The sequence below is a fragment of the Terrabacter aeriphilus genome, from assembly GCF_039542985.1.
Classification (GTDB): domain Bacteria; phylum Actinomycetota; class Actinomycetes; order Actinomycetales; family Dermatophilaceae; genus Terrabacter; species Terrabacter aeriphilus.
In genome coordinates this window covers 135,678-147,309 of the sequence record NZ_BAABIW010000011.1, presented here as the reverse complement: position 1 = coordinate 147,309, position 11,632 = coordinate 135,678, and the positions used below count along the sequence as shown (strand labels likewise).

Annotated in this window: 11 protein-coding genes; 3 read left to right on the top strand and 8 right to left on the bottom strand. The window is 73.3% G+C overall.

From position 1 onward, the window contains the following. Window positions 1-21: 21 nt before the first annotated feature. Genes ABD979_RS08580 through ABD979_RS08570 form a run of 3 tightly spaced genes read left to right on the top strand, consistent with a single transcriptional unit; the run spans window position 22 to window position 3,469 of the window. Window positions 22-1,305 carry an NAD(P)/FAD-dependent oxidoreductase gene (locus ABD979_RS08580; protein WP_345507046.1) on the top strand — a complete coding sequence of 428 codons (1,284 nt, stop codon included), beginning with the start codon at window positions 22-24 and terminating at the stop codon, window positions 1,303-1,305. A gap of 60 nt (window positions 1,306-1,365) precedes the next feature. After that, entirely contained in the window at window positions 1,366-3,123 is a 1,758-nt protein-coding gene (locus ABD979_RS08575; protein ID WP_345507045.1) for a sodium:solute symporter family protein, read from the top strand. Window positions 3,124-3,136: 13 nt separating this feature from the next. Then, window positions 3,137-3,469 (top strand): hypothetical protein, encoded by a 333-nt coding sequence (locus ABD979_RS08570; RefSeq protein WP_345507044.1) that lies wholly within the window; start codon window positions 3,137-3,139, stop codon window positions 3,467-3,469. Between the two features lie 168 nt (window positions 3,470-3,637). Here the strand turns inward: ABD979_RS08570 and mutM are convergent, their stop codons facing one another. The 8 genes from mutM to ABD979_RS08530 form a co-directional block, all read right to left on the bottom strand. Then, window positions 3,638-4,498, bottom strand: coding sequence for a bifunctional DNA-formamidopyrimidine glycosylase/DNA-(apurinic or apyrimidinic site) lyase (gene mutM, locus ABD979_RS08565; RefSeq protein WP_345507043.1), 861 nt, complete (start codon window positions 4,496-4,498; stop codon window positions 3,638-3,640). Between the two features lie 7 nt (window positions 4,499-4,505). Further along, complete coding sequence (gene rnc, locus ABD979_RS08560) at window positions 4,506-5,303, bottom strand: ribonuclease III (protein ID WP_345507042.1); 798 nt, start codon at window positions 5,301-5,303, stop codon at window positions 4,506-4,508. Between the two features lie 7 nt (window positions 5,304-5,310). Next, a complete protein-coding gene (gene rpmF / locus ABD979_RS08555; protein ID WP_345507041.1) occupies window positions 5,311-5,505 on the bottom strand; it encodes a 50S ribosomal protein L32 in 195 nt (64 codons plus the stop codon). Between the two features lies 1 nt (window position 5,506). Beyond that, window positions 5,507-6,082: a YceD family protein gene (locus ABD979_RS08550; RefSeq protein ID WP_345507140.1), complete on the bottom strand. Its 576-nt coding sequence runs from the start codon at window positions 6,080-6,082 to the stop codon at window positions 5,507-5,509. A gap of 89 nt (window positions 6,083-6,171) precedes the next feature. After that, window positions 6,172-6,648 carry a pantetheine-phosphate adenylyltransferase gene (gene coaD / locus ABD979_RS08545; protein WP_345507139.1) on the bottom strand — a complete coding sequence of 159 codons (477 nt, stop codon included), beginning with the start codon at window positions 6,646-6,648 and terminating at the stop codon, window positions 6,172-6,174. Window positions 6,649-6,804: 156 nt separating this feature from the next. Then, window positions 6,805-7,386: a 16S rRNA (guanine(966)-N(2))-methyltransferase RsmD gene (rsmD, locus tag ABD979_RS08540; RefSeq protein ID WP_345507040.1), complete on the bottom strand. Its 582-nt coding sequence runs from the start codon at window positions 7,384-7,386 to the stop codon at window positions 6,805-6,807. Window position 7,387: 1 nt separating this feature from the next. Further along, on the bottom strand, window positions 7,388-9,682 hold the full coding sequence (locus ABD979_RS08535; protein WP_345507039.1) for an ATP-dependent DNA helicase RecG: 2,295 nt from the start codon (window positions 9,680-9,682) through the stop codon (window positions 7,388-7,390). A 2-nt stretch (window positions 9,683-9,684) separates the two neighbouring features. Continuing rightward, on the bottom strand, window positions 9,685-11,502 hold the full coding sequence (locus ABD979_RS08530; RefSeq protein ID WP_345507038.1) for a DAK2 domain-containing protein: 1,818 nt from the start codon (window positions 11,500-11,502) through the stop codon (window positions 9,685-9,687). Window positions 11,503-11,632 lie beyond the last annotated feature (130 nt).

Below are 11,632 nucleotides of genomic sequence, written 5' to 3'. Positions count from 1 at the left end.
TCCCACCCTAGGCTGGGAGCCATGGCAGCCCCCGACACCCGTGCGGAGCCTGGCACCCTCGTCGTCGGAGCCGGGCAGGCCGGCATCTCCCTCGTCACCGCGCTGCGCGACCTCGGCGACACCGCCCCGGTCGTGCTCGTCGGCGAGGAGCCCGAGCCGCCCTACGAGCGTCCTCCCCTCTCGAAGTCCTACCTGCGGGGCGAGCACGACCGGGACTCCCTCGTCTTCCACGACGCCGCCTGGTTCGCGGCCCGCGGCATCGAGCTGCTCACCGACGACACGGTGGTCGACGTCGAGCGCGACGCGGTCGGCGGTCACGCCACCACGGCGGCGGGTCGCTCGATCCGCTTCTCACGGCTCGCCCTGACGACCGGGGCGACGAGCCGGGCGCTGGCTGTCGAGGGGGGCGACCTCGAGGGCGTGCACACGCTGCGCTCGGTGGCCGACGCCGACCGGCTCGCTCCCGCGCTACGGGCCGCGGCGCAGGTCGTCGTCGTCGGCGGTGGGTTCATCGGCCTGGAGGTGGCGGCCGTCGCGCGGGGGCTCGGCGCGGAGGTGACCGTCGTCGAACAGGCCCAGCGCCTGCTCGGTCGGGCCGTGACGGCGATCCTCTCGGATGCCGTGCACGCCGCGCACGCACGTCGGGGCACCCGGATCCTGCTCGGCGGCAACGTCGCCCGGGTGGTGGGCGACGGCGTGCGCGCCACCGCGGTCGAGCTGGCCGACGGCACCCTGCTGCCGGCCGACCTCGTCGTCGTCGGGGTCGGGGCCGTGCCGCGCACCGAGGTCGCCCGTCGCCTCGGGCTCGAGGTCGAGGCCCGCGGGATCGTCGTCGACGCGTGGGCGCGCACGTCCGACGGGGTCACGGTCGCGGCCGGCGACTGCGCCGTGGGGCCGAACCCCTTCGCGCGCGGCGTGAGCGGGCCGACGCGGCTCGAGAGCGTGCCGCACGCGACCGACCAGGCGCGCGCGGCCGCGGCGACGCTCGCGGGCACGCCGACGGCATACGCGAGCGTGCCGTGGTTCTGGAGCGACCAGGGGGACCTCCGACTGCAGCTCGCGGGCCTCCCCCACGGCGCCGACGAGCACGTCGTCCGCGGCGACCCTGCGGCAGAACGGTTCTCGGTCCTCAGCTTCCGGGACGGCCTGCTCGTCGCCGTCGAGGCGGTCGGCAGCACTGCCGACTACGTGGCCGTGAAACGAGCGCTCGAGAAGGGTATGACCATCGACGCCGGCGCGGCGGCGGACGCCTCCGTGCCGCTGAAACGGCTTCTCACCCGGTCGACCGACACCCTCTCTCCCTGACGCGCCCGCTGCGGTGCGCTGCGCTAGCGTGAGTCGTCGCCCAACGAAGGGACTGATCGCATGCACGCACTGGCGGGTCTGCCCATCGCGGACACCCTCATCAGCGCCAACCCCGTCGACTACGTCATCATCGCGCTCTACTTCGTCTTCGTCCTCGGCATCGGGGTCATGGCGAGGCGCTCGGTGTCCGACTCGATCGACTTCTTCCTCTCCGGTCGCTCGCTGCCGGCCTGGGTCACCGGCCTCGCCTTCATCTCGGCGAACCTCGGGGCCGTCGAGATCATGGGCATGTCGGCCAACGGCGCCGAGCTCGGCATCTCGACCGTCCACTACTTCTGGGTCGGCGCGATCCCCGCCATGCTGTTCCTCGGCGTCGTCATGATGCCCTTCTACTACGGCTCGAAGGTGCGCTCGGTCCCCGAGTTCATGTTCCGTCGCTTCGGCACGGGCGCCCACCTCGTCAACGCCCTGAGCTTCGCGTTCGCGCAGCTGCTCATCGCCGGCGTCAACCTCTACCTGCTCGGCTCGATCGTGCACGCGCTGCTCGGCTGGCCGCTCTGGCTCGCCCTGCTCGTCGCAGCCGCGATCGTGCTGTCCTACATCACCCTCGGCGGGCTCTCCGCGGCCATCTACAACGAGGTGCTCCAGTTCTTCGTCATCGTGGCCGCCCTGCTGCCGCTCACCCTCATCGGCCTGCACCGCGTCGGCGGCTACCAGGGGCTCAAGGACAAGGTCGCGGAGTTCGCGAGCTCGGCCCCGGCCGCCGCGGCGGTCCCCTCGGCCGAGCAGCAGCTGAACTCGTGGCCGGGCCAGGCGCTCTCCGGCTTCGACTCGCCCTTCTGGTCGGTCGTCGGCATCGTCTTCGGCCTCGGCTTCGTGCTCTCCTTCGGCTACTGGACGACGAACTTCGTCGAGGTCCAGCGCGCCATGGCGTCGAACTCCATCTCGGCCGCGCGCAAGACGCCCATCATCGGCTCCTTCCCGAAGATGTTCGTCCCCTTCATCGTCATCCTTCCCGGCATGGTGGCAGCCGTGCTCGTGCCCGAGATCATGCAGCTGAAGAACGGCGGTTCACCGCCCGGTGGGGCCTCCGGCGAGGGCGTCAAGTACAACGACTCGCTCCTGCTGCTCATGCGCGACGTGCTGCCCAACGGCCTGCTCGGCGTCGCCATCGCGGGTCTGCTCGCCGCGTTCATGGCCGGCATGGCCGCGAACATCTCGGCCTTCAACACCGTCTTCAGCTACGACCTCTGGCAGCGCTACATCCGCAAGGACCACAGCGACGACTACTACCTGCGCATCGGCCGCCTCGCGACCGTCGGCGCCACGGTCATCGCGATCTTCACGGCCATCGTCGCGAGCTCGTTCAGCAACGTCATGGACTACCTCCAGACGCTCTTCGGCTTCTTCAACGCGCCGCTCTTCGCGACCTTCATCCTCGGCATGTTCTGGAAGCGGATGACCGCGACCGCCGGCTGGGTCGGCCTCTCGGCCGGCACGCTCTCGGCCGTGCTCGTCGCGTTCCTCAGCAAGGACGCCTTCGGCTCGCTGAGCCTCGGGGTGATCCCGCTGGGTGGCCAGGGTGCCGCGTTCGTGGCCGCGTCGGCCGCCTTCGTCGTCGACATCGTGCTCAGCGTCGTCGTCTCGCTCGTGACCACGCCCAAGCCGGTCTCCGAGCTGCGCGGCCTCGTCTACTCCGAGACCCCGAGGGAGGACCTCGTCGACCCGGAGGAGCACCGGCTGCCGTGGTTCCGGCGCACGCTCCCCCTGGCGGGCGTCTCGCTCGGCCTCGTCATCGTCCTCAACTTCTTGTTCTGACAGGAGCCTCGACATGAGTGAACAGCGCGACCAGAGCGCCCCTGACCCGGACGGCACGAGGGTCCAGCGACACACGGCGGGCGCCTTCGACATCCGCAACTTCATCGGCGGCCTGCTCGGCCTCTACGGCCTCATCCTCACGGGCCTCGGGCTCTTCGGCGACCAGGCCCTCGACAAGACCGGAGGGGTCAACGCCAACCTCTACGCCGGCATCGCCCTCATCGTCGTCAGCGCGTTCTTCGTCGTGTGGGCGAGGATCAAGCCGATCGTCGTGCCCGAGCACATCGAGCCCGTCGACGACGACCCGGTGCGACCGGCGCCGAAGCGCCGCGGCTCGGGCCACTGACTCCCGCCACCGAGCGACCCCGCCCCAAGCACCCAACCGTCCCAACCGTCGAGAGGCCACGTGTCGCGGGTCTCACCCGGTCGAGGGGCCAGAATTCGTCACGAGTTCTGGCCCCTCGACGTGCGCCCACCCGCACGGAGTGGCCTCTCGACGGTCTGGGGTGGCGGGTCAGGAGGCGACGCGGCGTCTCGGGCGCGGTTGGCAGACCGGGCAGGAGAACGACGACCGGTTCATGAACTGCTCGCGGCGCATCGTGGCGCCGCAGCGGTCGCACGGCGTGCCGGCACGACCGTACGCGTGCAGGGAGCGGTCGAAGTAGCCGCTCGCGCCGTTGACGTTGACGTAGAGGGAGTCGAAGCTCGTGCCGCCCTGCCCCAGCGCCTCGGCCATCACGGCGCGGGCGTGCTCGAGGATGCGTGAGAGCGTCGGCTTCGTCAGCGACGAGCACAGCCGCTCGCCGTGCACCTGGGCGCGCCAGAGCGCCTCGTCGGCGTAGATGTTGCCGATCCCCGAGACGAGCGTCTGGTCGAGCAGCGCGCGCTTGACGGCGCTGTCGCGCTGCTTCATCCGGCGCACGACGGCGGCCTGGTCGTAGGCGGGCTCGAAGGGGTCGGGCGCGATGTGCGCGACGACCTCCGGGATGCCGTCGGGCCGCAGCGGTGACAGCTGCAGCCCGCCGAAGGTGCGCTGGTCGACGAAGCGCAGCTGCGGGCCGCCGTCAGCGAAGTCGAAGCGGGCGTGGCAGTGCTTCTCGAGGGGGGCGTCGGCGGGCTCGACGAGCATCTGGCCGCTCATGCCGAGGTGGACGATGAGGGCGTCCTCACCGTCGAGCGCGAGCCAGAGGTACTTGCCGCGGCGCGCGGCCGCGGTGACCGTCACGTCGTGCAACCGCGCGGCGAGGTCGTCGGGGCCCGCGACGTGCCGCCGCGCGACGCGCACGCCGGTCACCCGGGCGCGCGAGACGTGTCGACCGACGACGTGGTCGGCCAGCCCGCGGCGCACGACCTCGACCTCCGGCAGCTCCGGCACGGGTCGGTCAGGCCTGCGCGTCCGCGGCGGCGGCCTGCCGGCCGGCCGCGTGCGAGCCGTTGCGCCGGGCCTCGAGGGCGGTCCAGGCCTGCTTGGCGGCCTTCTGCTCCGCCTCCTTCTTGGAGCGGCCGTGGCCCTCGCCCAGGACCTCCGCGCCCACGACCGCGTGGGCGTGGAACTCCTTCTCGTGGTCCGGGCCCTGCTCGCCCACCCGGTACTCCGGCGAGCCGAGCCCGGCACCGGCCGCCATCTCCTGCAGGCTCGTCTTCCAGTCGAGGCCGGCGCCCAGGGTGGCGGCCTCCTCGATGATCCCGTCGAAGTGGTGGTGCACGAAGCGCGCCGCCAGGTCGATGTCCGTCGAGAGGAAGACCGTGCCGATGAGGGCCTCGAGGGTGTCGGCGAGGATCGAGGCCTTGTCGCGGCCGCCGGTCGCCTCCTCGCCCTTGCCGAGCATGACGTAGGAGCCCAGGTCGAAGGTGCGGGCGACGTCGGCGAGCGCCCGCATGTTGACGACGGCCGCCCGCAGCTTGGCGAGCTGGCCCTCGGCGAGGTCGGGGTGCTCACGGTAGAGCGACTCGGTCACGACGAGGCCGAGCACGGAGTCGCCGAGGAACTCGAGCCGCTCGTTGTTCGGCAGCCCGCCGTTCTCGTAGGCGTACGACCGGTGCGTCAGGGCACGCAGCAGCAGCGGCTCGTCGATGTCCTGCCCGACCACCTCGTGGAGGTGGGCGATCAGAGCATCGACGGGCCGCTGCGGCTTCGTCGACTCGCTCCCAGCGCCGAGATCGCTCACGGGGCTGCTCACGAGACGATCAGGCCTGGTGCTCGGTGCGCTCGGCCACCGCGTAGTGACGGCCCTTGTAGGTGCCACAGGACGGGCACGCGATGTGCGGCTGGGCAGCCGAACCGCACTGGGGGCACGTGGTCAGCGTGGTCGGCGTCGCCTTCCAGTTCGCGCGACGCGAACGGGTGTTGGAGCGCGACATCTTCCGCTTCGGGACAGCCACGTCAGTTCCTCTTCTCTTGCGGGTCGTTCCCCAGCAGTCCGCTGAGGGACGACCACCTCGGGTCGATCACTTCATGGTGGTGGTCCGGCTCGTCCGCCAGGTGCATCCCGCATTCGGAACACAATCCCGGACAGTCCGGCCGGCACACCGGTTGGAACGGCAGCGTCGGGACGACGGCGTCCCGGAGCACGGGCTCGAGGTCGATGAGGTCACCGACCAGCTCGTGCACCTCGTCCTCGTCCGAGTCGGCTCCCACCTCGTGGTGGTGCGCCGCCCGGTCGGCGTAGGCGAACAGCTCCTGGAAGTTCCCGTCGACGTCGAGCTCGACGGGATCCAGGCACCGCACGCAGGCGCCGGTCGCCGTGCCGTTGACCGAACCCGTCACGAGGACACCTTCGACCACGGACTCCAGCCGCACCTCGAGCTGCACCGGGTCTCCGGCCGTGATCGAGATGACGTCGGTGCCGAGGTCGTCGGGCAACGTCGCCGTGCGCGAGAGCTCCAGCATCGTTCCCGGTCGCCGAACGAGCTCCCTGGTGTCGAGCACCAGAGGAGAACGGGGATCGAGACGGTCCATGACTCCTGCGCACAGTTGAGGGTTCGGCCCGCGCCAAGACGGACGTGGACCGACGTCCAAGGCTACCGGAGGGGGCGCGTGCACCCAAATCAGCCCAGGCGCTCCCGCAGGGCGGCGAGCACCGGCGCCGGGACGAGGCCCTCGACGTCGCCGCCGTAGCGCACGACCTCCTTGAGGAGCGAGCTCGACACGTGGGTCAGGGCGGGGTCGGCCGCGAGGAAGAGCGTCTCGACGCCGGTGAGGTGGCGGTTCATGTGGGCCATCGGCAGCTCGTAGGCGAAGTCCGTGCCGCCGCGCAGCCCCTTGACCATGGCGTCCGCGCCGACCTCCCGGCACACGTCGACGACGAGGGTGTCGGCCCAGCTGTCGATGCGGACGTTGGGCAGGTGCCCGAGGGTCTCCTCGAGCAGGGCCGTGCGCTCGGGCACCGAGAAGGTGCCGCTCTTGGCCGGGTTGTGCAGGATCGCGACGACGACCTCGTCGAAGAGCCGGCTCGCGCGGGTCACGACGTCGAGGTGCCCGTTCGTGACGGGGTCGTAGGAGCCCGGGCACACGCAGCGCCGCACCGCGCGGGTAGCCCCTCCCGCCGTGCCGTCCGCCGCCGCTCCGGTCACATCGCTGTTCACGCCGTCAACCTACCGGCCGCCGAGCACGTATGCCGTGGGCGCGCTCCCCCACACGCCCGCCCTGAGGCGGACCTCACGCGCCGCAGGGGTCATCCCTCAGGCGACCTCGCCGCTCGGGCGGGGCTCGGCGAACCACACCGCGGTCTCGCCGTAGCGCTTCTCCCCCGACAGCTCGAGGCCCGCGGGCCAGGTCGGCTGGGGCGAGCGGCTCGATCGCTCGACGACGACGAAGGCCTCGGGCGCCAGCCAGTGCCGCTCCACGAGTGCCGCGAGCACGCCCGCCAGGGCCTCCTCCGTGACGTCGTACGGCGGGTCGAGCAGGACGAGATCCATGCGCGTGCCTGCCGGGGGGCCGGCGGCGAGCGCCCGCTCGACCGTGTCGGCGACGAGCCGCACCGCCGGGTGGCCGACGACACCGACGTTCGCGCGGATCACCTTCGCCGCCGCCCGGTGCGACTCGACGAGCAGCACGTGGGCGGCGCCACGGCTCGCCGCCTCGAGCCCGAGGGCGCCGGAGCCGGCATAGAGGTCGAGCACGGTGGTGCCGTCGAGCAGGCCACGGTGCTCGAGCCGGCTGAAGAGCGCCTCGCGCACGCGGTCGGACGTGGGGCGCGTGCTCGAGCCGGGCGGCGTCTGCAGCCGGCGGCCGCCCGCCGTCCCGCTGATGATCCGGGTCACCTCAACCTCGTTCCAGCCATGCCGCCTGCTCCTCGTCGAGGCGCATCGCGACGGCCGCCGCGAGCGCCGGGTGCGCACGCAGCTCGGGGTCGTCCGCCACGAGGGCGAAGGCGTCCTCCCGCGCGTCCGCGATGATCTGCTCGTCCTCGGCGCGCCCCAGGCGCAGGTGGCGCACCGAGTTGGCCCGGCCGCTCTGGCGCGCGCCGAGCACGTCGCCCTCGCGCCGCAGCTGCAGGTCGACGCGCGCCAGCTCGAAGCCGTCGGTCGTGGCCGCGACCTGGTCGAGGCGCTCGGCCGCCTTCTCCCCGGCGCCCTGGGTCATGAGCAGGCAGAGTCCGGGCACCGCGCCACGGCCGACGCGGCCGCGCAGTTGGTGCAGCTGCGAGATGCCGAAACGGTCGGCGTCGACGACCACCATGACCGAGGCGTTGGGCACGTCGACACCGACCTCGATGACGGTGGTCGCGACGAGCACGTCGATCTCGCCGGCGGAGAAGGAGCGCATCGTGGCGTCCTTGACCTCGGGGTCGAGGCGGCCGTGCAGCACCCCGATCCGCAGGCCCTCGAGGGCGGGGGTGGACCGCAGGGTGCTCAGCATGGCGTAGACGCCGGTCAGCTCCTTGGCCGGGCTGGAGGCGGCGCCGTCACCCTCGACGAGGTCGCCGTCGCCGCCCCCGAGGTAGCCGTCGCCGTCGTCCCAGTGCGCCTCCCAGCCGGCGTCCTCGTCGGAGGAGTCCCGCGTGCCCGCAGCCCCGGCGAGGCCGCCGGACTCGTCGTCGACGTCGCCGATGCGGGGGCAGACGACGTAGGCCTGGTGCCCCTTCGCGACCTCCTCGGCCACGCGCTGCCACGTGCGGTCGACCCAGCCGGGCCGGTCGGCGTCGACGACGTGCGTCGTGATGGGCGACCGCCCCCGCGGCAGCTCGCGCAGGGTCGAGGTCTCCATGTCGCCGAAGACCGTCATGGCGACCGTGCGCGGGATCGGCGTCGCCGTCATGACGAGCACGTGCGGCGGGCGGATCCCCTTCTCGCGCAAGGCGTCACGCTGCTCCACGCCGAACCGGTGCTGCTCGTCGACGACGACGAGGGCGAGGTCGGCGAACTGCACGTGCTTCTGGATGAGGGCGTGCGTGCCGACGACGATGCCGGCCGTGCCGGAGGCCGCGTCGAGCAGGGAGCGGCGGCGCGTGGCGGCGTTCTGGCTGCCGGTGAGCAGGGTCACCGTGGTGCCGTGCTCGGCCCCGCCGAGCATGCCGCCCTGCGCGAGGTCGCCGAGCATGTCGGTGATGGACCGGTGGTGCTGCGCGGCGAGCACCTCGGTCGGGGCGAGGAGCGCCGCCTGCCCGCCGGCGTCGATGGCTGCCAGCATCGCCCGCAGCGCGACGACGGTCTTGCCCGAGCCGACCTCGCCCTGGAGCAGCCGGTGCATGGGGCGGTCGAGGGCCAGCTCGTGGGTCAGCACCGCGCCGATCTCGCGCTGGCCCTCGGTCAGCTCGAACGGCAGGCGCTCGTCGAAGGCTGCGAGCAGGCCGCCCGGGCGCGGGTGGCGCGGCGTCGCGAGCTCCGACTCGGCGGCCTTGCGGCGCTGGGCGAGGATCGTCTGGAGCACGAAGGCCTCGTCGTACTTGAGGCGGTCGAGCCCGCGCGACGGCTTGTCGTCGACCGCGGGACGGTGGACGAGCTCGAGCGCGACGGCGCGGTCGACGAGACCGCGCGCCACGCGTACCTGCTCGGGCACCGGCTCGCGCACCCGGTCGACCGAGTCGAGCGCCTGCTGCACGAGCTTGCGCAGCTTGAGGGAGTTGAGCTTTCCCGTCGTCGAGTACACGGGGACGCGGTGGGTCCGGTACCACTCGACGGCAGCGTCGCCCTGGTCGTCGTCGGTGAAGAGCTCGTACTCCGGGTGCGTCAGCTGCAGGCGGCGCCCGTAGGCCCCGATCTGGCCGACGAAGAGGCCGCGAACGCCCGGCACCAGCTTGCCCTCGTGGCCGTAGGCGCTGAAGAACGTGACGTCGAGCTCGTTGCCGAGGTCGTCGCCGATGACGACGGTGAGCATCTTGCCGCGCCGGTTGCGCATCGGGCGGGTCGACGCCGTCTTGACCTCGGCCACGACGAGCACGTCCTCCCCCACGTGGAGGACCGAGAGGTCGGTGAGCTGGCCCGGCCGCACGTAGCGCCGCGGCACGAACTCGAAGAGGTCGGCGACGCTGAACAGGCCCTTGGTGCGGGCCAGCTGCTCGGCCTCGTTCTTCTTGAGCAGCTTGGTGAGCGGGGAGTCCTCGGTCAGCAGGGGCACGGTCACTCCACCCCCAGCAGGACGGCGTAGACGGCCTGGCCGCCGTCGAGCACGGTGACGTCGACGCCGTGGTGGGCGGCCCGGGCCTCCGCGGTGACCGCCTCGAGCACGCCGTCGGGGGCGTCGGCGCCGGTGACGGCCGTGACGAGCTCGCCGCCGCTCGCGAGGAGGCGCTGCACGACCCCCCGGGCCACGTCGAGCACGTCGGATCCGACGAGCACCACGTCACCGTCGACGACGCCGAGCACGTCACCGGGCTCGCAGCGGCCGCCGCTCGTCAGCGCGACCCGGTCGGCGACCGTGACCGCGCCGTGGCGCGTCGCGGACGCCGCCGCCTGCATGGCGAGCACGTTCGCGGGCAGCGTGGCCTGCGGCTCGTGCACGGCGAGCGCGGCGATGCCCTGGACGGCCGCGCGCACGTGGACGAGGTGCGCGTCGATGCCCTCGTCGGCCACGGCCCGAACCGCGGCGGCCGCGGCGAGCAGGGTGTCGCCGTCGTTGGGCAGCACGACGACGCCCGAGGCGCCGCGGGCGTGCTGCTCGCGGATCGCGTCGATGAGCCCACCGGTCGAGGCGCGCCGGCCGGGGCCCGAGGGCACGACGACCGCGCCCGCCTCCTCGAAGAGCGCCGCGAGGCCGGGGCCGGCCGCGCAGGCGACGATCGCGACGCCGTGCACTCCGTCCGAGGCGCCCACGCCGTCGACGCCGGGTCGGCGGTGGCCGGCACCGTGGACGGCGTGCGGGGCGTCGGCGTGGCCGCCGTGCCGGTCGTCGTGGGCACCGGCGGCCTGGACGGCGTCCGGCAGCCGCGTGATGCGCACGCGGTGCGGGCGCCCCGCATCGATGCCGGCCTCGACCGCCGCCCCCGCGTCGTCGACGTGGGCGTGCACGTTCCACTCCCCGTCGCCGCCGACGACGAGCACGGAGTCGCCGAGCTCGACGAGCCGGTCGCGCAGCCGGTCGACGGCGTCGTCGTCGGAGTCGCGAAGCAGGTACATCACCTCGTACTCCGGCACGGGTGGCGCGTCGACGTCGACGGGTACCGGGCGCGCGCCGCCCAGGACGGCACTGAGGGCGGCGCTCGGCAGCGGCGGTCGCAGTCGGGGCCGCTCGTCGCCCGGGCTGGGGGCGTGCTGGCCGGCGCAGACGCGTTCGAGGCACTCGAGCAGCACGACGAGGCCCGCGCCACCGGCGTCGACGACACCCGCCCGGGCGAGCACCTCGAGCTGCTCGGGCGTGCGCTCGAGCGCCGCGCGGGCCGCGTCGACGGCCGCGAGCGCCACGACGTGCACCGGCACCGTCCCCTCCGGTTCGCCGACGGGGTGCGGGCCGGCGAAGGCCTCGGCGGCCTCGGTGGCCGCGTCGGCCATCGCGCCCGCCACCGTGAGGATGGTCCCCTCCTGGGGATCGGTCACGGCCTCGCGAGCGCGGTGTGCGGAGCGGCGCAGGCCGCCGGCGAGCACCCGGCCGTCGATGCGACCCGCGCCGGCGCAGCCCTCGGCGAGGCCGCGCGCGAGCTGGCTGAGGATGACGCCGGAGTTGCCGCGCGCCGTCCAGAGCAGGTTGCGCGCGAAGGCCGTGAGCAGCGCGTCCGCCGTCGTCACCTCGGCCGCGGCCGTCAGGGTGCGGTCGACCGCGCCGTCGAAGGTGAGGTAGAGGTTCGTGCCCGTGTCGCCGTCGGGCACCGGGAAGACGTTGAGCGCGTCGATCTCGGCCCGCCGCGCCGCGAAGAGCGAGCGCGTCATGACGGCCCAGCGGCGCACCGCGACGAGGTCGAGCAGCGTCAGGGGTCCGTCGGGCGGCGGCACGGCGCCGGGCATCGGACCTCCTGCTCGTCGGGCGGGCACCCGGGCCCGCCGATGCTCGGCAGGCTAGCGCCTCGCCCGGACGGTCGCATGCACCCCTCCCGCCCCCGGCGCCCGCGGCCGTGCGCACGTCCGCCTCGGCGTC